Here is a 21,821-nt window from a genome sequence, read left to right as displayed (position 1 = left end):
TCGCTATCCTCCAAATTGCCGCTCTTCTAGCGCGCAGTTGCCGTTTTAACTGCCGCCGTCAAAGCCGCCAGCTTCGCATTGTCATTCCTGGTCGCGATGATCGCGAGCTTGTACGCCGCCAGCAACTCAGCCGGCGAAGCGCCCGATGCATAAGAGATTTGGGCTGCCGTCAAGATCTTCTGCAACGTCTCCGTCGCCTGGGTTACTGCCGCCGTGTCGCCCGAAGCAAGCTGCTTCGACAGCCTTGTGTACACAGCCTGGTTGCTCTCCGAACTTCTTGCCTGCTCCGGCGTGGTTGCGGCCAACTCTCCGACCACCATCTGCAGATTGTCGTCCGCCGCAACCGCTGCGCTCCCAGTCTTACTCGCGATATCCACCAGCGCCGAGGGAAGCGTCCCGGCATAGTAGTAGTTCACCAGGTCGCCCCACGCCGACTCCAGCGGATAGCTCGCCACATCCCGGTTAGCCGCGCTCAGCAGCATCTGCGCCTGCAGCGTCTTGCGCGAGGCGCGCATCTGCGAGATCAGCGACTCAGTCGTCTTCTGCTCGAAGTAATTCTTGTCATACGAAAGCCGCGTTCCCTGCAAAGCCGTCGAGGTCGCTGTCAGAATGTCTTTGACTGCCGAGGCCCCAACGATGGTCGCTGCCGCCGTCAGGCCGAGGTTCGCCGCATCGCCGGCTGTCTGCACGCCTGCCCGCCGCATGCTCATCTGCAATTCAAACTTGCCGTACGCATTGTCAATCTGCGCCATTGTGCGAAAGACGACCTGGTTCCGCCTAGTCTTTGCGAGATCCATCGAACCCGCATCGACTGCGTCCTGGTACGCCTTCACATCCTGATTGAACTGCGTCGCCGAGTAATTGATGGGCGCCGCTGAAGAGAGCGACTGCGGCATCTTTGGCGCAACGCGAAGACACCCTGTCGATCCAGCACAGAGCGCCGTTCCCACTCCGGCGAAGACAATAAGGCGCGCCCAACGACCCATGGTTCGCTCCACAACAAGATTGTTCGGATGGCCCACCCATCATCCGTGCCGATCCCCTTGCTGTCAAGCAGCATTTCGCGCATCAGGCCAGATTCCCGAGCGCCTGAGTCGCACCGTCAGGTATTCTGCGGCGCGACCGACTTGAACCCCGTCGGCACATACCGCGTCGACAGCTTGCCGCCCGCGATCGTCACGACCGTAAAGCCCTCCGGCGTCCCCATCCGTATGCCATGCCACCAGTTGCCGCAGACGGCTCCCGAGGTCAGGTACGGCACGCCGTGCCACACCACCTCTTCGTTCACGTGGGTATGCCCCTGCAGCACTGCCAGGACGTTATGCCCTTCGAAGAGCTTAATCGCTGCCGGCCCGTTCACAAATCCGTTTCCGTGCGCAGCCTGCGGGGTTGGGATGGTGTAGCTCGGCAGCGCCGTCACGAGCGGGATGTGAGTCACGACGACGATCGGCTGCCCCGTGGGAACGCCGGCAAGCTCCTTGCCAAGCCAGGCAAGCTGATCGTCGTCCATCCGAGCCTCGTAGAAGCGATCCGGGGTAATTCCGATCGAATCCAGGATGACGAAGTGCACGCCCTTGTGCTCGAACGAGTAGTAGGTCGGGCCGAAGCGATCCGCGTACATCTTCTTGCCATACGCGGGGTCGGTGGTCGGCACGCCGCTCGCGGTGTAGACGCCGAAGCAGTCATGGTTGCCAATCGTATGGTGCACCTTCAGACCGAGATCCTGCTCCGTCTTGCCGTACTGATCGAATAGCTGTGTGGCCCTATCCTTCGACACCCCCAATGCGTCGAAGACATGGTCTCCACCCTGGATCGCGAAGTCGGCCTTGATCTTTCGAGCCTCCTGCATCGCAAGGTCGGTGCCGTGGACACCTTCCAGTTCCGGCTGTTCGTGGCAATCCGTCAGAAAGATGAAGCTGAACTCGTTAGCCGGCCCTGCACCAAACGCACGATCACCCCACGGCAGAGCCGCTGCAGCCGCCGTACCACCCATCATCGAAAGAAAACCGCGCCGATTCATCCCGCTCATCTCGCCATCCTAATTCGTCGGAACAAAACAGTCGTTACAGCCCCGGATAAAATCAAATTATGCGCAACACGATCTTCCGCTTCCTCATCGCCGCGCTCACCCTTGCCGGCATGACCGTCAGCGTACTTGCCCTGCACGTCCACAACATGGCGCCGGGCGAGGCTCCTCCCTGCGCGGTTGACGACCACTTCGACTGCGGAGCCGTCAACCATTCGCGCTTCGCCGTCTTCCCGCCCAAGACCTTTGACGAAGATGCCACCAGCCACAAGCTGCACATTCCGGTCGCGACCATCGGGATCGTCGGCTATGCGGCGATGTTTCTTGCCGCAGCCTTTGGCCGCTGGTGGCTCCTGCTGCAACTGGCGGAGATCGGTTTCGGCGCAGCCTGTTTCCTCACCTATCTGGAAGCCTTTGTCATCGAAAAATGGTGCATCTACTGTCTCTGGTCCCAGGGCATCGTGACCGCGATCGTCCTGGCAACCTTCGCCGCCCTCATCCTCCACCGGCGCGCAGCGCTCCCACTCCACGAAGTGGCGCCGGTCCGGCGCTAGGACGCACTTGTAGTTGTATCTAAGGAAGAACATGCCCATCAGCCCCGAACAAGCTCTCGACTGCTTCGCCTCCGACGACCTCATCGGCATCGGCATGGAGGCCGACTCCGTCCGCCGGCGCCTTCACCCTGAGTCCGTGGTCACCTATACCGTCGATGCCCTCATCGACCCCGCCGCGCCCATGCTGCCCCAGGTTGAAGCCGCCGCGGAGGGTGGAGCGACCGGCATCATCCTGCGCACGCCGGTGTACCTTGACCTCTCAGAGCTCGAGTCCGTGATTGTTTCCATACGCCAGGCCAACCCCTCGCTCCGCATCCAGGCGCTCTCCGCTGCCGAGATCCTGACCCTCGCCCAGAGCGCCAACTCGACCGCGGAGGACGTCCTCGCACGCCTCGAGACCGCCGGCCTCGATATCCTCCCCGGCACCGGCGCTCTGCCCACGGACTCGGCGGCCTGGCTCGCCGTCCACCGTGCGGCCCACAACGCCGGCATCCTTACTACCGCCGGAATGTTCTTTGGCTCCGGCGAATCCATGCCGCAGCGCGTCGCCTTCCTCGAAGCTCTCCGCACTCTCCAGTCGGAGACCAATGGCTTTCTCGCCTTCACCCTGACTTCCGCACCGTCGGCCACAGGTCGCGATCTCGACGATCCAACCGCCGTCGAGTACCTCAAGACGCTCGCCATCTGCCGCATGGTTCTCGAGAACATCCCGCACATCCAGACCAGCGCGCACCACCAGGGACTCAAGGTGCTGCAGATGAGCCTCCGCTTCGGCGGCAACGATGCCGGCTCCGTCTACCCGATCGCCGTCTCCAAGCACTCGCAGGATGCGTCGGAGGAGGAGGTTCGCCGCATCATCCGCGACGCCGGCTTCCGCCCCGCGCAGCGCGACACCCTTTACCGCACCCTGTTTCTGAACTAGGCTTACCTTAAAGGGATGGTCCAGTCGATGAACACGCTACCCGAACCCGAGATCTGGTCCAACAAGACGATTGCGGAGTTCCTTTTGAACCATGCGATGGGCGAAGAGGATTACCGCGAAGCCTTCGCGGAGGTCCTTGCAATGGGGATACACCCCACCTCCCTGAATCCCGCTCACGTCGTCATCGGTGACAGACCTTGGAGGCATTCAGAGCTTCACCTCCAGACCATCCGCGCCAAGCAAACTTCGTGACCGCCCCTCTGCGCGCCTTCGTCGACTCGAACGTCCTATTTTCTGCTGCGAGAAAGCGCCCCAATCGCTTCGAGGCCCTATGGACCTTACCCGGAGTAGAGATTCTGACGTCCCAGGACTCCATCGGTGAAGTGAGCAGGAACCTGTGGCAGTTGATCTACGTCATTCATCTCGTATCCGAAGCGCCGCAAGCGGTCATCGAATCAATCGTCGAGCTCCCCGCGAAAGACCAACCTATCCAAGCCTCAGCCATCGCTGCGAAAGCTGACATCCTCATCACCGGCGACAAGCGCCACTTTGCCATCTACTATGGCAAGCAGGTACATGGAGTCCTCATCGGACTCCCTGAGACCTTCCGAGAAAGGTACCCTGCCCACTCTCCGTGGGACTAATACGCATGATTTTGCCGACGACAACCTTCAACAGCCTCGCCGGTCTGGCGTTGCTGCTCCTCGCCCCCAAGGGCCTGGGCCACTACTGGCGCTCCCACTACGCCGACAAGACCTTCGAGCATCTTTATCAGCTCACCGCCTTCGACTACTGGCTGCTCACCCCTTACTTCATCGTGATGGTCATCCTCGCGTTTTACGGGATCCATCGCTACCAACTCGTCTGGCTCTACTACCGCAACAAGAAGAACGCCGCCAAGTGGAGTGAATCGCCCGCGCGCTTTGCCGAGGGCGAACTCCCCTTCGTCACCATCCAGCTCCCAATCTATAACGAGCAGTTCGTTATCGGCCGCCTGATCGACGCCTGCTGCCGGCTCGACTATCCACGCGACCGCTTCGAGATCCAGGTTCTCGACGACTCCACCGACGAGACCACACAGGTAGCCGAGCAGATCGTCGCCCGCTACGCCAACGGCTTCTCCGGCATGGACCCGCAGCCGATTATCTATATTCACCGTGAAAACCGCTACGGCTTCAAGGCCGGTGCTCTCGATGCCGGCCTCAACACCGCGCGCGGAGAGTTTGTTGCCATCTTCGACGCCGACTTCGTCCCCCCGCGCGAGTGGATCATGAAGGTCATCCACCACTTCGCCGAGCCCGGCATCGGCATGGTCCAAACCCGCTGGACCCACCTGAATCGCAACTACAGCTTCCTCACCCAGGTCGAAGCCATCCTGCTCGACGGGCACTTCGTGCTCGAACACGGCGGACGCAGCCGAGCCGGCGTCTTCTTCAACTTCAACGGCACAGCCGGAATGTGGCGGCGCAAGATCATCGCCGAAGCCGGCGGCTGGCAGCACGATACCCTCACCGAAGACACCGACCTCAGCTACCGCGCGCAGCTTATCGGCTGGAAGTTCAAGTATCTTCAGGATGTCGAGTGCCCGGCGGAGCTTCCCATCGAGATGACCGCCTTCAAAACCCAGCAGGCACGCTGGGCCAAAGGCCTCGTACAGACCGGCAAGAAGATCCTGCCGCGCATTCTTAAGTCCGATGCGCCCTTCCACACCAAGCTCGAGGCCTGGTACCACCTCACCGCCAATCTCAGCTATCCGCTGATGATCGTGCTCTCGACCCTCCTCCTGCCTGCGATGATCATCCGCAGCTACCAGGGCTGGATCCAGATGATGCTGATCGATTTCCCGCTTTTCATGGCGAGCACCATGTCGGTCTCGTCCTTCTACCTGGTCAGCCAGAAGGAGCTCTACCCGCGTCGCTGGTACAGGACGTTCATCTACCTGCCGTGCCTGATGGCGCTCGGTGTCGGCCTGACCGTCACCAACACCAAAGCCGTGATGGAAGCCCTCTTCGGCATCAAGTCGGCCTTCGCGCGCACCCCGAAGTTTGCCGTCAAGAAGAAGGGCGAGAAAAGCCAGGCGACTAAGTACCGCAAGCGCCTGGGCTTCATCCCCATCATCGAGCTCGCCATCGGCAGCTACTTTGCCTTCACGGTCTGGTACGCCTGCAGCACGGAGAACTACTTTACTGTCCCGTTTCTGCTGCTGTTCGTCTTCGGCTACTGGTACACCGGCCTGCTCAGCCTCTTTCAGGGACGCTTCGACCGCTTCAAACCCACAGCCGAACCCCACGAAAAGCCCTACCCGGTCGGCGTCTAGGCTCTGCAGGGCTGGCGTCACAGGGGCCTGAGGAGTTGGTCGCGGCTAAGCTGTGGCCCCCTGCGACACGACGCCATTCCTCGCAGTCTGCACTCCCGGTCACCAAACCCTGGAACGCTTGATCCGCAAAGAAGAGGCCCGGCAGTGACGCCGGGCCTTCTATTCTGCAACTTGCTAATGTTAGAACTGAATGCCGACCTTGATCGGAATGTAGGTGGTTCGGTTGCTGTTCGCAGGGAAGGCGTTATTCGGATCTGCATTCGCAGGCCCGGAGACCACTCCGGTCGTGGGGTCATACACGTAACCGTAGCGCTGTGAGTTTGCGACGAAGACGTAACGCGCTTCGGCGAAGAACCTCTCGTCGGCAAAGCGCGAGAACTTGTACGTCAGCCCGAAGCCGCCGTTGAACCCCGGTGCATTCGACGAGTAATGGTCAATGACAGCGTTCTCCTCGACCTCCTCGCAGAAGTAGTAGCAGACCTCGCCCGTCTCAGGCGTCGTGAAGTTCGTCACCTTGTGGTAAAAACCTACGCCGCCAACCACATAGGCTCCCACCTTGTCGCCCTGGATGAACGTGTACTGGGGATCAATCGTGAACGACCACACGTGGTTGCTTCCATCGAGCGAGCCGAGGCAATTTCCCGCCGCCCCGGAGCAGCCATCGTTATAGAGGCTCAACTGGTTATCCAGGGTCCGTCCGTTGATGCCGAAGTGATCGTAGTCAAACTGAAGCAAAACAGCGAAGTGCTTGTTGAAACGACGACCGCCACCAACCGAGAAGCCATAGCTCGTATTGAAATAGTGGTACGTATCACCTGTCGGCAGCGTCAACCCGACACCCGCCTCGAATGCCCACTTGCTCGACCCATCCGAGTTGTGCGAGCTGTCGTTGTACCGCGGACGCCCGTAACGGCGGCGAGGAGGCGGCTGCATCGCCGGGTCGAGGCCCGGGAAGGTCAGTGACGCGGGATCCGCAGCGGTCGCGTCTTCCGGCGAAAGCGAATCGGACGAAGAGCTATAGTCGACACCGGCCAGCGACGCAAGATCCATCGGACGCGAGGTGAGCCCGGCGAGCAAAGGCGCGGGGGCCGCAACGGCGGTCGTCGGCTGCACGACCTGTTGGGCGTGCGCTCCCAGTGTCAGAGCGCCGGCAACAGCCGCCAGGGCGGCGCCGCGAAACATGAAAGAGGAGGGGCGAAACGAATCAAAATTAAAGCTTGGCATCTTTTGGAACTCCCTGAAAGTGCTGCATCTTCTGACGGTTAACCCGGCGAAAAGACTCTTGTTGCGGTAGGACGCTGAAACTTTGTCACAGGTCTAGTATTCACCAAAAGCCAGGCCCCGGATCGCTCCGGGGCCTGGCCTTTCTTACACCTCCACAACATACATCAGACGACCAGCGCTCTAGTGAATATCGAACTGCTCCGGATGCAAACTCGGGTCGCTCTTCACCAGGATTGTCTTGCCGCACATCTCTTCCATCTCCTGCAGCCAGTGGGTGCTCGGCGCCTTCAACTGCTTGACGACATCCGGATGCACACGCAGCATCACATCGCCGCGGTCCATGTGCTTCGACATCTTCCGCATCTCGACGTAGATATCGTTGCACACCGTTACCGGCGACTTGACCATGCCCGTACCCTGGCAGACGCCGCAGGTGGTCGAAAGCGTGCGCTCAAGCGACTGCTTCACCCGCTTGCGCGTAATCGCGACCAGGCCGAAGTCGTTGAACTGCAGCACCTTCGACGGCGCGCGATCAAGCTTCAGCTCATCTTCGAGCGCCATCATCACCTTGTTGCGATTCTTGCGCTCATCCATGTCGATGAAGTCGATGATGATGATGCCGCCGAGGTCGCGCAGACGAATCTGCCGCACGATCTCGGGGATCGCATCGAGGTTCGTCTTGACGATCGTGTCTTCAAGCCGCGCGGTCTTGCCGACATACTTGCCGGTGTTGATATCGATCGCGACCAGCGCCTCGGTCTGGTTGATCACAATCGATCCACCCGACTTCAGCCACACCTTCGACCGCAGTGCCTTGTTGATCTCTTCGGTGATGCCGAACTGCTCGAAGAGCGGCGTCTCCTTCGTGTAGAGCTTCACCCGCCGAATCAAGCTCGGCTGGAAGCGCTGCAGGAAGCGCAACACGCGCTCATACTCGGTCTCCGTATCGACCCAGATGGCCGAGAAGGTATCGGTAACCTGGTCACGCAGCACGCGCTCAATCAGGTTGAGATCGTGGTAGATCAGGGCCGGCGACTTCGACGACTCCGACCGCGTCTTGATATCCGCCCAAAGGTTGAGCAGGAAGCGGAGGTCGGAACGGAGTTCCTCTTCGCTCGCGCCGGCAGCCGCCGTACGCACGATGAATCCGCCCTGCGCATCGCCCTTTTCGGAGAGCAGAATCTCCTTCAACCGGCGGCGCTCGCCGTCAGACTCGATCTTGCGCGAGACCCCGGTGTGCGAGACCGTCGGCATAAACACCAGGAAGCGTCCGGGAAGGGCGATGTGCGACGTGATGCGCGCGCCCTTCTTGGCGATTGGCTCCTTGGCGATCTGCACCAGGATCTCCTGCCCAGGCTTCAACAAGTCGGAGATAGCAGGCAGGTTCGTTGCCTGCATCGACTGCCGTCCACGTCCGTCATGTCGTCCGCGATCCGTAGAGCCCGAACTCGAGCTGCGTTCGCCCGATGCTGGTCGCCGATCGCGCCCGCCACGTCCGTCACGACGCGAGTCCCGCCCGCGCCCGCGCTCACGGTCGCCTCGACCCTCACGCCGCGGCTCGCGGCCGGCCGTCTTCGTGGACTCGGAGCCCTCCGCTACCTCGCGAGGCAACGCATCCTCAAACACGCCGCCCGGCTCGCCCAACTCGCCATTCTCGAGCTCGGACTCGTTGCCGATCTCACCAAAGCCGACTTCATCGCCCGCTTCTTCTTCGTCCGCATCTTCCGACTCGAAGTCCTGGTCTTCCTCGAGGAAGTCCTCCTCGAAGTCTTCCTCATCGTCTTCCTCGTCGAGAACTGGCTCCGTCCGCGTGCGCTGGTCGATCGACATCTCGCGGATCATTGTCCCGAGATCCGCCGCGTTCTCCAGCGTCTCCTGCTCCTGCTGCTCGAACTCCGCAGCCGAGTGGGCATCAATCGCATGAATCACACCGGCATCGTCGTCCTCCTCGAGCACCTCTTCCTCGAGCAGACCGGAACCTGGCTCGAAGGAAGGTGCAGCGGGCATCATTGGTACAGGGGCGGGAGCAATCCCGTCTACGACAACCGCTTCATGTTCGATCGGCGAGCTTGGCTCAGCGTGTTCGTACGCCGGAAGCTCGCGCTCACTCACCGCAGCGGGCTCCGAGTGCATGTTGCCGGTGTCGGAGATCGAGGTCATCTCGTGCATCTCGACGGCAGGCTCGGAATGGGCCTCGTGGTGCAACTCGTGCACCAGTTCGACCGGAACCTCGACCGCGGGAACAAACTCCGGCTCCGGCCGCAACTCAGCAGTTTCTTGAATAGCCGGTTCGTCAAGCACTGGGGCGGACTGGCGGAACTCGCGCGGCGGCACCGGGTCGACGCGGTACGAGGCCGAAGCCTCTTCCGGCTCATACTCCAACACCGGCACCTCGACCGCCGGGATCACCTCGGGCGTCTCGACCGAAGGTCCTGCCGCAAAAGTCGGCTCGTCGACCATAGGCGGAGCTTCCACAACCTCAAGCGCCTCAACCGGGAACGGCGGCGGCGGAACAAACGTCGAGTTCATCGGCGTGACCGAATGACTGGCTGCCGCATGCTCGGGATCGCTCAGATAGGCCGGGGCTTCCATAGCCGAAGCGGGCTCGGTGACCTGGACATCCGGCGTCTGCTTGAACTCATGACGCGGCCCACGGTCGGAGCGATCGCCCCGGCCGCGATCCCGATCTCCACGACCACGGTCGCGATCTCCGCGGCCTTCACGACCACGCGACTCGCGCGGCGCATCGTTCCGGTAGGGGGCCGGAGCACCCGTGCGCGGGCGCAACGTCTCACCCGGCAACACAAGTCCGCCATCCCAACCCTCGGCGACAAACTCTGAAACCGGGGCTGCAGCGGGCGCAGCCGGCGTTTCCGCAGCCTGCCCCTCGCTCGAAGCACGGTACTTTGAAAGCGACTCACCCGGTAGAATCACAGGCTCGAGCGGCGCCTCCATCTCCGGCTCGACGCCGTACTGTGTCTCGTCCTTATCGACCTTGTAGAGGCTGGTCGAAGGCGCAAAACCGCGCGGCACACGGGGCGCACCCGCCGGCCCACGATCACGACGCCCGCGATCTCCACGATCGTTCCTGTCTCCACGCCCACCGCGGTCGCCACGATCACTCCGTGGCCCACGATCCCCGCGATCCGCAGAGGGGATACGCTCCTGGAAGGCCGCCTGCTCGGAGACCGTCGGCAAGGTCGCCGCTGCCTCGAAGATCGACTCATCCAACTCGTTGGCTCCCGGCTCAAACTCCACCGGCTCCGAGGCATACGCATCGGCCACCGGCCCGGTGGCCGAATTCTCATTCGCAACCAGCACCGCACCCTCGGGCCGCGTCCCGCGATTACCGCGGCGTCCGCGACGTCCGCGCCAGCGACGGCTGCCATCGGCTCCGGGCAGGCCCTCGCCTACTTCATCATGGCTGTCCGGAATCGAGATATTGCCAGCAATCGGAGCTGCCGCTTCAGCAATCGGCGCACGCTCAACCTCTGCGCGTGGTGTACGCACGTCGTCCGGCTTGGCATCGCGATTTCCCCCGCGATTTCCGCGATTGCGCCCACCCCGGCGGCCACGATCGCGATCTCCGCGATCGGTCCGCTCCGGGCGCTCGCCCTCAATCACCGGCCGCGAAGGATCGAGCCCGGAGACTGCCTGCACAAAAAGATCCGAATCGCTGGGCTCGGCCAAACGCGGCTGAGCCTCGCGGCCTCCGCGATCACCCCGTCCATTGCGTTCCGCACCGCGATCGTTATTTGCGTTGCGTGGACGTCCGGCATCGCCAGAGTTGGCGCTGGCTTCGAAGTCGGCCGTATCACCGGCCTCTTCCATAAAGTCTGTGATGTAGAGGAACGCATCGCGCTCGAGGCCGATATCCACGAACGAAGACTGCATGCCCGGAAGCACGCGCGTCACGCGGCCGTTATAAATCGAACCGGCCAGCGTGTATTCGTTCTCGCGCTCGTAGTAAATCTCCGCGAGTGCGTCGTTTTCGACAATGGCAAGCCGCGTCTCATGCGGCGTAGAAGAGATATAAATTTCTTTCGACATGCTTTGTTCTGCTCTTTCTGCCGGGCTCCTTGGAGCGCGCGGCGGGCAGACACGGCGAAAGTTCGGGGGCTGTCCCAGCGATGCGAGATCGTTCTCTAGGTGCTGCCCACCAAAAACACGGACGGGATGCGGGATGTGGAAGCTGCGGCTTCGAACTCTGTCGCGAAGCGGGAATACACTTCGGCCCGGGCGCCTGAGCCTCTCATCGGATGAGAGTTCAGACGGGGGGATTTACAGGAGACATCGGTGCCACGGGGTCTTGCTTCAAACTCTTGAACCCAAACGCGGAAGGTGACCGAGACAACCTCTGTCAGAGGCGGGGCCGTTTGCCTTCCGTATGTGTTCATTCCCAATCCTGTCCGGCCTTCGGAGTCGAACTCATGCCTGGCCGGCCTTATCTGTAGATTCGAAAATCTGGTAAACGACAAACGTTCGATACAGCAAAAACTTGAAGAACCTGACTCGTTGCCGCCCGGTAGCGCCTGGCGCTCAAACGGTGCGGGGACGTGCTCCAATCGGCATCTGGCCGACCAGTCTCTTGCTATAGTATGCACCAGCCTACCCCAACTGCAGGGCGGGCTTCCCTTAAATTGTAACCTAACGTTGACCTTTATAGCGGGCTGTTCGCTGCCTGGAGCCTCCGCTTCGCCTTAGTTCACGAACCGCCGCATCCTGATATTCATCACGATCCCAAGCGCAAGAAACGTAAACAGCACCGAACTCCCGCCATAGCTCAAGAGCGGCAGCGGAATCCCCGTCACCGGCATCAGCCCCACCACCATCCCCACATTTACGGCAATCTGAAACACAAGAACCGCCACAACGCCCATGACGATCAGGCTGCCCGGCACGTCTTTCGCCGTCTGCGCATTCTGGATCAGCCGCATCAGGACGAGGAAGTAGAGCAACAGGACAACCACCGCCCCGATAAATCCATGCTCCTCGCTCAGTGCCGCGAAGATGAAGTCGGTATACGGAATGGGCAGGAAGTCTCCCTGCGTCTGCGTTCCACGATTCGTGCCCTTGCCCCAGATCCCGCCCGAACCCACGGCGATCTTCGACTGCAGAATCTGATATCCCGCACCGCGCGGGTCATTCCCTGGGTCCATAAAACTGGTCAGCCGGGCCACCTGGTATGGCTTCAGGACCTTGCCCGACTTCACCACGGCCACCCCCAGCAGCCCGAACGTCACCACCAGAATCGTCGTCTGTTTCCACGAGATCCCACCCAGAAACAGCCCGGCAAGCAGCACCGGCACATACGTCAGCGACGTGCCCAAGTCCGGCTGCGAGAGCACAAGCAGCAGAGGCACACCCACCAGCGCTCCCACTTTGAAGATGTCGCCCCAGGTGAGCGGACGCCCAGCTCGAGCCCAGAAGAAGCGTGCCACCGCCAGGATCAGCACCAGCTTCACCCACTCAGAAGGTTGAAAGTGAATTCCGCCGGGTAGCTTGATCCAGCGCCTCGCGCCCAGCACCTTCGTCCCGACCACCTTCACCGCCACCAGCGAGACGATCGAAACCGCGTACGCCCAGTTGGTGATGTCGAGCAGCCGATGGTAGTCGATCAGCGAGATCAGGAACATCAGCACCACGCCAAGAAGCAGAAACTGAATCTGCTTGTGGTCGAAGCCGTGAAACTTGGTCATCGCCGTGGCCGAACGAATCTCCAGGACGCTGAAGACCGACAGGGTCCCCAGCAGGCCCAGCAGAGGCCAATCAAAATCGCGATAAGAAGAAAACCTTTGCATCGTGTCTGTGGCTAGTCTAACGGCTTCGCGCGAGCGGAGCGTAAACCACTACTTCGCGGGATCAACCGGGGTGCTGACACCCTTGGCCGTCGGTGCCTCGCCCTTCGGAGCCTTCGTCGCCGGAGCCTCCGGCTTTCCCGCGTCATCGCTCGCCGGCGCAGCCTCCGCCGGAACCGTCGGCGTGATCGGGGCGTCCGCAATCTTCAGATTGTGCTCGGCCTTCCTTTGCTTGGTCACGAACGCGTCGATGATCTGGGACGCCAGCTTCGCCGAGTTATTCCCCCAGTAACCATGCTCCCAAAGCACCGCCACGACAATGTCCGGATTGCGACGTGGCGTCATCCCGACGAACCACGCATTCGGCAGCGTCGCTTTATTGCTGCTGTTCTTCTGCCGTCCGCTCACGATGTCGGCAGTACCCGTCTTGCCCGCGAAGTCAATCCCATCCAGATGCGCCGCATACGCCGTGCCAATTGGGCTGGAGGTCACGTTCGCCATCGCGTCGGTGATTATCTGCCAGTTCTCCGTCGACAGCGGAATCGTCGCGTCGCCGCTGCCCGGGAACGTGTCCTTCACCGCGCTCGCAAACTCCGCCGGCACGTCGCCCGGCATGATCACGTGCGGCCGGCGAAAGACGCCGCCGTTCGCGATGCCGCTGAGCGCACGCGCCAACTGCAGCGGAGTCGCCGTCAACGCACCCTGGCCGATGCCCACCGAGATGGTCTCCCCCGCAAACCACTTCTCGTGATAATTCTTCAACTTCCACTCTTCCGAAGGCACCGTACCCGAGACTTCGTCGGGTAGATCGATACCCGTCTTCTGTCCCAGGCCGACCGCATGCGCATACTGCGCAATCTTCTCGATCCCAAGCCGGTTCGCCAGCGTGTAGTAGAACGTGTCGCAGGAGTATGGAATCGCGTTATAGATCGTCACCGAACCATGGTGAAGATCGCAATGATAGAAGTGCCCAAAGAAGGAGGCGCCACCCTCGCAGTCCACCTTAAGATTCTGCGCGATGCCCTCCTGCAGCCCAGCCACCGACATGATGATCTTGAACGTACTGCCCGGCGCCAGTTGCGCCTGGATGGATTTGTTCAACAGAGGATGGTTCGGATCATCCAGAATCTGCGACCAGTACCCCTTGGTCAGCTTCACCGAAAACTGGTTCGGATCGTAGCTCGGCCGCGAAACCATCGCCAGGATCTCGCCGTTATGCGGGTCCATTGCGACAATCGCGCCGTTCTTGCCCTCAAGCGCCTGCTCCGCAACCCTCTGCAGGTCAAGGTCGATCGTCAGGTGAAGATCCTTGCCAGGTGTCGCGAGCTCCTGGCCCAGCACGCCCACTTCCTTGCCGTGCGAGTTCACGATCACATCGCGCGAGCCATTAACCCCGCGCAGCAACCCGTCGTACGTCTCCTCGACACCCGATTTGCCCACCACGTCGCCCGGCTCGTACGCCGCATAGCGCGGATCGTTGTCGAGCATCTGCTCGGAGACCTCGCCCACGTAACCAATGACGTGCGCCGCAAAACCATCCTTTGGGTAGAGCCGCCGCTGCTCTTCAAGCGTCTCCAACTCCGGCAGCTCGTTCCGGTGCGCCTCGACGAACGCCTGCTCGTCCGGCGTAATATCCTGCTTCAGCGGAATGCGCTGGTAGCGCGGGGCGCTGCCGAAGTGCCTGAGCGTCGCCTGCAGCTGTTCGATCGGGATGTGCAGACCCTCCGCAATCAGAGGCAAATCCACCGAAGGATCCTTGATCTGGTCCCGCAACAGATAACACGTGGTCGAAGGATAGTTATCGACCAGCAAACGCCCTTCCCGGTCGAAGATGCGTCCCCGCGGCGCCAGCACCGGCACCTTGCGGATGCGATTCTGCTCTGCCTGCACCCGGTAATTATCCGCACCCAGCACCTGCAGATTCCAAAGCCCGAGCGTCAGCGCAGCCAGGATGCCGACAACAACATACTGCGCAGCCGCCAACTTCCCAGGCGATAGCTTCTCTTCGCGGCCGATCAACGGACTAGGGGCATCAGGGATCATCAGACAGCTTTGCCTTCCCTCTTTATTGTAGCGACGTTCCAATCAAACGCAGCAAATCAGGGCTCGGCCACGACAAGATGGAGCCGCGTCATCTTCCATAACGGCTTAGTCCGAATCGGGAAGCCGAGCTCGACTCCAGATCGGTGACTAATCCCGCAGCTTGAACCGATCCAGGAACAGAAATACCGGGATTGCCACCGCTGTATTGATCGCCGCGCGAATCACCTCATGCAACCACAGCAGGTGCAGTTCCTGGTTCCCCAGCATCACTCGGTTGATGACAAAGAGCATCACCGACTGCAACATCGAAAATCCAAAGATCATCAGCACCCGCGTCACCAGGTTCTCGACATCCACCTGCACCCCGATGCTCGACGCGATGTACCCGATCACCGACTTCGCGATGCCATTGATTCCAATCGGCTGCCCGGTCAGCGCGTCCTGCACCAGGCCGATCGCCGCCCCCGTCAGCGCACCAATAATCGGATTTCGCCGCGCCACGGCAAAGAAGATCACCGCCAGCAGCGGAAGATCCAGAATCAGAAAGCGCGGAAAGATCTTCGGCACGTACGCCTGCAGCAAGATGAACAGCAGCGGAACGGCGATCGCCACTAACGGACTAAACCGGTACTCTTCGAGCTCCCGCCGCGATGTGTAGCTATGGTCTGGCATCGTTTCCTTGTCTACTGCGGTGGCTGCGGGGGCGAAGACGTGCCTGGAGTCGAGCCTCCGGGCTGCAAATCGCTCGCCGGCGGCGCCGACCCCGGGCTGTACTTATCCGGATGGATCACCGGCTTCGGCTTCGGCACCAACTGCGTTGAGTTATTCGGAGGAGGCGCCGCATCGGTCGCCGCCTTTGGATCGGCAGACGGCTCGTCCTTGTCATGCAGGCTTGGCAGACGCTCTGCACTGATATCGGCCGCATGGGTCGTGGCCTCGGAAGCCAGCTCCTGCTCCGTCTTCGGATCCAGGTTGTTCCCGGTCGCCGTCACCACCAGAACCTCTTCCAACTGGTTCAAATTCGCCGCCGGCTTCAAGGTAATCAGCGTATACGGCTGGTGCTCCGGGTCCAGCTTGATGCTTTCGATCGTCCCGACTGCCAGCCCGCGCGGAAACACCAGATCGCCGCCGGAGGTGAGCACCTTCTCGCCCGGCTTGATCCGGTCGTCTGGCGTCAGATTCCCAATCACAATCTGACCCGTGGACGATCCCTTCAGAATCGCCCGAATCCTCGTCGACTGGAGAAACACGCCAGCGCCCGAGGTCGGATCGCTGAGCAGCAGCAACTGCGAGGTCGCGGCAAAGACATCGCGCAGCTTCCCAACCACCCCGTCCGGCGTCACCACCGCCATCCCAGGCTTCAACCCGGCGTCCGACCCCTTATCGAGGATCAGCAGCCTCGACTGGTCCGACCCCGAGGTCCCGATCACCTGCGCCGCCACCGTCGCCGTAATATAGTGCTGCTTGAAATCCAGCAACTGCCTCAGCCGATGCGCCTCGACTGCGTCTTCGGAGATCGCCGCGCGTTCCAGTCGCAACTGCGCAAGCTGCTTCTGCAGATCCGCATTCTGCTGACGCACGTGCCGCAGATCCACATAGTCGGACCAGGCGTAGCGTACACCATGCCCGCTAAACGCGGAGATCTTCTCAAATGGCGAGACCAGCGCATTCGCCCAAAGCCGCACCAGCCGCACATGCTGCCCGTCAGGGCGCTGTGCATCGACCGTCCGGCCGACCTGCGTCGCCAGCGCAAGCGATTGCACCAACAGAATGGCGATAAGGACGAGCGGATTTTTGAAGCGGCTAAAAAAGGATTCCATGGATCGTTGTGTCCTTCCCATTATCGCCGCATCTGAGAACCTGATGTGAATCTGAACACTTGTTCATGCTGTCAGGAGCCTGGTTGGTAGACACAAAACGCAGTAGGTATCCCTTGGGGCCCAGTCTCGTCAGCCGTATCGCTGCGGGAACCCTCTTCAACATTGATTCGCCCGCGTTCTACCAGCGGAACGCCGACCGCTACGGTGATGTCTGCTCCTTCCTCACACCGAACGGCTTTCGCCAGTTCCAGTTCAACCACCCCGACGCGATCGCGGACATGCTGGTGCGCGACGCCCCGCATCATCTTCGGGGCGTCGTCCTTCGCCGCGCCCGCGGCATCCTCGGCGACGGTCTGCTCACCAGCGAAGAGCCCCTGCATCTGCGTCAGCGCCGCCTCTCCCAGCCCGCCTTTCATCGCGCCCGCCTCGCAAACTACGGCGCCGAGATCGTCCGCCTCACCCACGAGATGCTAGCCGCCTGGCCGTCGCCTCGCAGCGACCAATCCGGCTCTGTCGAAGCTCACTCCGAGATGGTCCGCCTCACCCTCCGCATCACCTCACGCTGCCTGCTCGGCGCCGACGTCCACGACTCCGTGCAAACCTTCGTCGACTCGATGCAGATCTTCAACGACTATCTACCATTCGCGCTCCTCCCTGGCGCCGCGCTGCTTGAGCGCCTGCCGATCGGCCCCATGCCCGGCATGAAGCGTGCCCTCGCCTCGCTCGACGAGCTCATCTTCGGTATCATCCGCGAGCGCCGCGACTCAGGTCGGCTCGGCGATGATCTCCTCGGCATGCTGCTGGAGGCTGAAGACGAATCCGGCACCATGTCCGACCGCCAGGTGCGCGACGAGGCCCTCACCATCCTCCTCGCCGGACACGAAACGACCGCCAACGCCCTCACCTTCGCGCTCTGGAACGTCGCCAAATACCCGGAGATTCAGCAGAAGATGCGCGATGAAGTCGACCGCGTCTGCGGAACCCGTGCCCCGGAGGCCGCCGATTTTCGCCGCCTCTCCTATATAGAGCGCGTCTTCGCCGAATCCATGCGTCTCTACCCGCCAGCCTGGGTCGTCGCCCGGACCGCAGTCCGCCCGTACACCATGCGCACCGGTGAGTTCATCCCCAAGGGCGCTCACCTCATCGCCTCGCAACTCGTCGTCCACCACGACCCCCGCTGGTGGCCCGACCCGCTTCGCTTCGACCCCGACCGCTTCCTCGAAGCCGCCAAAGCCACACGCCCCAAGTTCGCCTACTTCCCCTTCGGCGGCGGCGCGCGTTACTGCATCGGCGAAGGCTTCGCCTGGATGGAAGGCGTCCTCATGCTTGCCACCGTCCTCCAACAACGCGAGTTGCGCCTGCCCGACCCTGACGTCCGCACTCTCCCCATCACACCCAAATTCACCATCCGCCCGACCGATCCGGTCGAACTCCTGGTGGCACCAGTCACTTCTTCGCGAGATGAGGTCGACGAACTCTCAAATGGGCAACTCCTCACTCTTAACTCGTGAAGTCCGATCCTACAGGGCTCTTTCTTTTGTGCTCTCAATGAGTCTGCGTCTGGACCCGCATCCTACCCAAGCAATTGTCTTCATCCATTCAGCCGCAGCACCATCTCGTTATGCTGTGTAAATCCAAACCGCTCATAAACTGGCCGCCCGAACTTCGAAGCATGCAGCGTCACCACCCCAACCTTCCGCTCCCTGCACTCCTCCACGCAACGCCCTAACAACTCCGTCGCGAGCCCGCGCCCGCGCGCCTCCGGAGCCGTATAGAAATTCAGGAGGTACGCCCGCACCGGCGCGACATCCATCCAATGCGGCGGAAAGTCCATCAGGAAGATCCCCGCAGCCGCAAGCACGATGCCATCTTCTTCCAGAAACACGCCCACGTACCGCCCATCTGCCAACCGCTCGCGCACCCAGGGCTCAAACGCCACGTCCATCTCGCCGTAGCGAGCCTCATTCGCAAGCTCGTTATCGGCAAACATCTGGTGACGCTGCGCTGCGATGAGCGCAGCATCCTCCATCGTGGCAAAACGAAAATTCGGCATCCGCCGATCATATCAACCGCGGCGGAACTACTTCGCAAACAGCAACTGCACAAAGTTCACCAGGTTATCCCGCCACACCAGCCACGTATGCATCCCCGGAGTCTCAACCTCCTGCACCGCCAACCCCTCACCCTTCAGGTAAGTCGAAAGCTTCCGGTTCGCCTCAATCAGCCCATCCTCGGTCCCGCACGAGATCCAAAGCTCCTTCAGATCCGCGGTCTTCGCCTTCAACCCGCTCAGATTCGCGGGTTCCAGCTTATGCACCGCCGCACTGAAGCCGCCCACATACGCGAACATCCCGGTGTGGTTCAGCCCGATGCTCAGCGCCTCCAGCCCACCCATCGAAAGCCCGGCGATCGCCGTATTCTCATGCCCCGTCGCAACGTCATACTCCGCATTCACCCGCGGCATCACCTCGGTCAGCAGCGACTCCTGAAACAGGTTCGTGTTCCGGTCGATATCCACTGGCTTCTGCCACTCCCCCCAGCCGTTGTAGACGAAGCTCATCTCGCCATATCCCAGCGGCATCACCACGATCATCGGCTTCGCCTTTCCCGCCGCAATCAGGTTGTCGAGAATATCGTTCGCCTGCCCCGTCGAGCTCCAGCCGGCCGCCGTATCGCTCCACCCATGCAGCAGATAAAGCACCGGATACTTCGTGCTCGCGCGCGCGTCGTACCCCGGGGGCGTGTAGACGAAGAACTGATCCTGCCCATGCTCCAGCCCCTTCGCCACCTTGGTCGTGAAGAACTCCTGGTGCACCTCGCCGTGAGGAACATCCGTGTGCTCCCAAGGCTCCGGCGCTGCGCCCGGTACCAGCACGTTGCTTCCAACCGTCAGCACGCCCGACTTCACCAGCACATTGTGCGCGTCGACCGTGTACTGCCCATCGACCTCAAAGTGGTAGCCATAGATCTCCGGCTTCAACACCTCGGTGGTGAGCGTCCAATCGCCCGTCGCGCCCTTGCTCATCGGGATCGGGTGCGCCACGCCCTCAAGCGCCAACGCGACCTCGTGCGCGGTCGCATTGCGAAACGTAAATGTCACCGTCCGGTCCGCGTGCACGACCGGGTCCGGAGCCAGGCTCGCCGGTGGCGCCGGTGGCGGAGGCGTAGCCCGCTGCGCACCCTGCTGAACGGCCTGTTGTCCCCACGCTGAAAACGCCAAACACCCGACCAGCACTCCACACACAAATCGCATGAGAGAGATACTAGCGCATCCGGCCAACCGGCGAACAAGATGTACGTTTCGAGGCGGCTGCTTCTTCTGGGGGCGTCAAGAGGACGATGCTCATCTCAGTGCAGGAACACACTCCATGAAACCCAAACCGTAGGGCTGAGCATGGTAGCGAGGAACTCGCTAAACCTGTAGGAGTGAGAAACGGTATCGCTGAAGGGCATGAAGCGTAGATCGGTCGAGGCCGCTGCCACACTGGCCTACCCGCTGAAAAGAATTACGTTGACCAAAGACGACACCTCACCTACTCTTCCATCAACCGCAGATTAGTGCACGCACCTGACATCCTTATGTGGAGTTTTCTTGTCATGCGTAAAATGCCTAGCTTCAGTTTCCCTCCGTCACTTCAGCAACCGCACCAGCAACAAACAAGTCCACACAATCTTAGAATCTAAGCTTTATTGACTCTCCAATGATTTGCTGGAGCATTGATGCGGTCTGTATCCGGAGGCGCTCGAGGCAAGACAGAGAAGTTCCAGGTGATCGGGGTTAGCCAGTAGTGAGACGCAAATCAACTTACCCCTATGCTGGAGGTGAACCCGGCCGGTGACAAGGATAGAATCCACCTCTCTTGTTCGGCTGAGTGCAACCGCAATGGCAGCGGCTTTGCTCTGCTGCGCCGGCTGTGTCACCATCAGCTTTCCCTACACACCGCCAGTCTCTCCGCCTGTGTCTCCTCCTGTCTCCAATCTTGCCTTTGGGTACGTCGCAAGTTCTTTTAGCAACACGCTTTCTCAGTTTCAGATCTCGCCGGCAGGAATTTGGACCAGCATCTCTCCGGCATACATTCCTATAGCGAAGTTCTCTGAAAGCCTGGTCGCCGAGCCGTCCGGCCGCTTCGTCTACGTTGCAAGCGCAGATAACAACACGGTTTCGCAGTACGTCATCGACCTGAAAACTGGAGCGCTGACCCCCAACCAGCCGACAACCGTGCCCACAGGCGCGTCCCCGCAATGGCTCGCGACCGACCCGCTCGGCCGCTTTCTCTATGTCGCCAACACACAGGACGGCACGATTTCGATGTACACCATCGACCAGACGAGTGGAGCGTTGCACGCAACAGTCCCAGCAACGGTCCCCTTTGACACTTTTTCCGGCAGGGGCGCCCCGACAGGACTCGTCGTGGATCCGTTGAGCCGGTTCGTCTATGTCGAGGGCAGCAACATAGTGAATACCTACGCGATCAACCCAGCCACAGGTTTGCTCATCCCAGGCTCGCTCCAGATTGCCTTGGTTGGCGCGCAGTGGCCGCCGGCTGTCGACCCGACAGGAACGTTTCTTTACGTTCCGAATTCCAATGACAGCACCCTGTCGGTGGTGGCCATCGACCCTGTAACGGGTGCGCTCAGTCCGGCTGCCGTGCCCTCGGTGCCTGTCGGCGACGGTGCCTCGTCCGTAGCGTTTGATCCAAGCGGCAGGTTTCTCTATGTTGTCAATCGCGAAAGCCAGTCCATCTCGCAGTTCACTGTTGGCGCAGGGGGTAGTCTCAGGCCGATGAGCGTTCCTCAGATTTCCGACTTGGGCGATCCATGGCAGATCTTGGTAGACCCATCCGGTCAGCTTGCCTATGTCTCGAACGAAGATACGGCGTCGGTCACGATCTTTCGCATTGGAACGGACGGCTCGCTGGCGCAGTACGCGTCGGCGGCTGCGGGCTTCGGCGCAGGGGGAATGGGTGTCGCTCGTAACCGATAACCGTGGGCGGAAGCGCGTCGACATTCAGGCTGCGCAAATTGCGAAGATGCTACTTACTCCCTACAACATTAGGTCCGAACCCTGTGGTCCGGACCTAAGCTTACTCCTTTGAATCTTTCCGCAGAACGATGGG

17 protein-coding genes are annotated in these 21,821 nt (G+C 61.2%); 7 read left to right on the top strand and 10 right to left on the bottom strand.

Annotation, left to right across the window (positions count from 1 at the left end; genetic code table 11):
- Positions 1-26: 26 nt before the first annotated feature.
- Complete coding sequence (locus AC5E6W_RS05745; protein ID WP_491751308.1) at positions 27-986, bottom strand: hypothetical protein; 960 nt, start codon at positions 984-986, stop codon at positions 27-29.
- A 116-nt stretch (positions 987-1,102) separates the two neighbouring features.
- Entirely contained in the window at positions 1,103-2,029 is a 927-nt protein-coding gene (locus AC5E6W_RS05740) for a metallophosphoesterase family protein (protein WP_491751307.1), read from the bottom strand.
- 59 nt (positions 2,030-2,088) lie between these two features.
- Between AC5E6W_RS05740 and AC5E6W_RS05735 the strand changes: the two genes are divergently transcribed.
- From AC5E6W_RS05735 to AC5E6W_RS05715, 5 genes are read left to right on the top strand one after another with little or no spacing between them, the layout of a single operon-like run.
- Positions 2,089-2,580: a vitamin K epoxide reductase family protein gene (locus AC5E6W_RS05735; protein WP_491751306.1), complete on the top strand. Its 492-nt coding sequence runs from the start codon at positions 2,089-2,091 to the stop codon at positions 2,578-2,580.
- Between the two features lie 31 nt (positions 2,581-2,611).
- Entirely contained in the window at positions 2,612-3,502 is an 891-nt protein-coding gene (locus tag AC5E6W_RS05730; RefSeq protein WP_491751305.1) for a radical SAM protein, read from the top strand.
- A gap of 27 nt (positions 3,503-3,529) precedes the next feature.
- Positions 3,530-3,754: a hypothetical protein gene (locus AC5E6W_RS05725; protein ID WP_491751304.1), complete on the top strand. Its 225-nt coding sequence runs from the start codon at positions 3,530-3,532 to the stop codon at positions 3,752-3,754.
- Entirely contained in the window at positions 3,751-4,146 is a 396-nt protein-coding gene (locus AC5E6W_RS05720; protein ID WP_491751303.1) for a hypothetical protein, read from the top strand. Before AC5E6W_RS05725 ends, AC5E6W_RS05720 begins: the two co-directional genes overlap by 4 nt.
- 5 nt (positions 4,147-4,151) lie before the next feature.
- On the top strand, positions 4,152-5,819 hold the full coding sequence (locus tag AC5E6W_RS05715) for a cellulose synthase family protein (RefSeq protein ID WP_491751302.1): 1,668 nt from the start codon (positions 4,152-4,154) through the stop codon (positions 5,817-5,819).
- Between the two features lie 180 nt (positions 5,820-5,999).
- Here AC5E6W_RS05715 and AC5E6W_RS05710 read toward each other — a convergent pair whose 3' ends face one another.
- The 6 genes from AC5E6W_RS05710 to mreC form a co-directional block, all read right to left on the bottom strand.
- Positions 6,000-7,043 (bottom strand): hypothetical protein, encoded by a 1,044-nt coding sequence (locus AC5E6W_RS05710; RefSeq protein ID WP_491751301.1) that lies wholly within the window; start codon positions 7,041-7,043, stop codon positions 6,000-6,002.
- Between the two features lie 180 nt (positions 7,044-7,223).
- Positions 7,224-11,093, bottom strand: a complete 3,870-nt coding sequence (locus AC5E6W_RS05705; protein WP_491751300.1) for an Rne/Rng family ribonuclease — start codon at positions 11,091-11,093, stop codon at positions 7,224-7,226.
- Positions 11,094-11,743: 650 nt separating this feature from the next.
- Positions 11,744-12,844, bottom strand: a complete 1,101-nt coding sequence (gene rodA, locus AC5E6W_RS05700) for a rod shape-determining protein RodA (protein WP_491751299.1) — start codon at positions 12,842-12,844, stop codon at positions 11,744-11,746.
- 48 nt (positions 12,845-12,892) lie between these two features.
- On the bottom strand, positions 12,893-14,884 hold the full coding sequence (gene mrdA, locus AC5E6W_RS05695) for a penicillin-binding protein 2 (protein WP_491751298.1): 1,992 nt from the start codon (positions 14,882-14,884) through the stop codon (positions 12,893-12,895).
- Positions 14,885-15,031: 147 nt separating this feature from the next.
- Complete coding sequence (gene mreD, locus AC5E6W_RS05690) at positions 15,032-15,556, bottom strand: rod shape-determining protein MreD (RefSeq protein ID WP_491751297.1); 525 nt, start codon at positions 15,554-15,556, stop codon at positions 15,032-15,034.
- 11 nt (positions 15,557-15,567) lie between these two features.
- Complete coding sequence (gene mreC, locus AC5E6W_RS05685) at positions 15,568-16,704, bottom strand: rod shape-determining protein MreC (protein ID WP_491751296.1); 1,137 nt, start codon at positions 16,702-16,704, stop codon at positions 15,568-15,570.
- A 113-nt stretch (positions 16,705-16,817) separates the two neighbouring features.
- On the opposite strand from mreC, the gene AC5E6W_RS05680 reads away from it, so the two are divergent.
- Positions 16,818-18,215 carry a cytochrome P450 gene (locus AC5E6W_RS05680; protein ID WP_491751295.1) on the top strand — a complete coding sequence of 466 codons (1,398 nt, stop codon included), beginning with the start codon at positions 16,818-16,820 and terminating at the stop codon, positions 18,213-18,215.
- 80 nt (positions 18,216-18,295) lie between these two features.
- Here AC5E6W_RS05680 and AC5E6W_RS05675 read toward each other — a convergent pair whose 3' ends face one another.
- Both AC5E6W_RS05675 and AC5E6W_RS05670 read right to left on the bottom strand, forming a co-directional pair.
- Positions 18,296-18,757, bottom strand: coding sequence for a GNAT family N-acetyltransferase (locus AC5E6W_RS05675; RefSeq protein WP_491751294.1), 462 nt, complete (start codon positions 18,755-18,757; stop codon positions 18,296-18,298).
- 27 nt (positions 18,758-18,784) lie between these two features.
- Positions 18,785-19,924 (bottom strand): alpha/beta hydrolase-fold protein, encoded by a 1,140-nt coding sequence (locus AC5E6W_RS05670; RefSeq protein ID WP_491751293.1) that lies wholly within the window; start codon positions 19,922-19,924, stop codon positions 18,785-18,787.
- Between the two features lie 738 nt (positions 19,925-20,662).
- On the opposite strand from AC5E6W_RS05670, the gene AC5E6W_RS05665 reads away from it, so the two are divergent.
- A complete protein-coding gene (locus tag AC5E6W_RS05665) occupies positions 20,663-21,688 on the top strand; it encodes a lactonase family protein (RefSeq protein WP_491751292.1) in 1,026 nt (341 codons plus the stop codon).
- Positions 21,689-21,821: the final 133 nt, after the last annotated feature.

It is taken from the genome of Bryocella sp., from assembly GCF_058498515.1.
Note: the sequence above shows the minus strand (reverse complement) of the source record. Positions and strands in the feature narration are given on the sequence as shown.

What these genes read in the sequence shown, in the direction of transcription:
- mrdA (WP_491751298.1), bottom strand. Translation starts at nt 14,884, where the DNA reads ATGATCCCTGATGCCCCTAGTCCGTTGATCGGCCGCGAAGAGAAGCTA.
- AC5E6W_RS05740 (WP_491751307.1), bottom strand. Translation starts at nt 2,029, where the DNA reads ATGAGCGGGATGAATCGGCGCGGTTTTCTTTCGATGATGGGTGGTACG.
- mreD (WP_491751297.1), bottom strand. Translation starts at nt 15,556, where the DNA reads ATGCCAGACCATAGCTACACATCGCGGCGGGAGCTCGAAGAGTACCGG.
- mreC (WP_491751296.1), bottom strand. Translation starts at nt 16,704, where the DNA reads ATGGAATCCTTTTTTAGCCGCTTCAAAAATCCGCTCGTCCTTATCGCC.
- AC5E6W_RS05710 (WP_491751301.1), bottom strand. Translation starts at nt 7,043, where the DNA reads ATGCCAAGCTTTAATTTTGATTCGTTTCGCCCCTCCTCTTTCATGTTT.
- AC5E6W_RS05675 (WP_491751294.1), bottom strand. Translation starts at nt 18,757, where the DNA reads ATGCCGAATTTTCGTTTTGCCACGATGGAGGATGCTGCGCTCATCGCA.
- AC5E6W_RS05725 (WP_491751304.1), top strand. Translation starts at nt 3,530, where the DNA reads ATGAACACGCTACCCGAACCCGAGATCTGGTCCAACAAGACGATTGCG.
- AC5E6W_RS05715 (WP_491751302.1), top strand. Translation starts at nt 4,152, where the DNA reads ATGATTTTGCCGACGACAACCTTCAACAGCCTCGCCGGTCTGGCGTTG.
- rodA (WP_491751299.1), bottom strand. Translation starts at nt 12,844, where the DNA reads ATGCAAAGGTTTTCTTCTTATCGCGATTTTGATTGGCCTCTGCTGGGC.
- AC5E6W_RS05730 (WP_491751305.1), top strand. Translation starts at nt 2,612, where the DNA reads ATGCCCATCAGCCCCGAACAAGCTCTCGACTGCTTCGCCTCCGACGAC.
- AC5E6W_RS05735 (WP_491751306.1), top strand. Translation starts at nt 2,089, where the DNA reads ATGCGCAACACGATCTTCCGCTTCCTCATCGCCGCGCTCACCCTTGCC.
- AC5E6W_RS05705 (WP_491751300.1), bottom strand. Translation starts at nt 11,093, where the DNA reads ATGTCGAAAGAAATTTATATCTCTTCTACGCCGCATGAGACGCGGCTT.
- AC5E6W_RS05745 (WP_491751308.1), bottom strand. Translation starts at nt 986, where the DNA reads ATGGGTCGTTGGGCGCGCCTTATTGTCTTCGCCGGAGTGGGAACGGCG.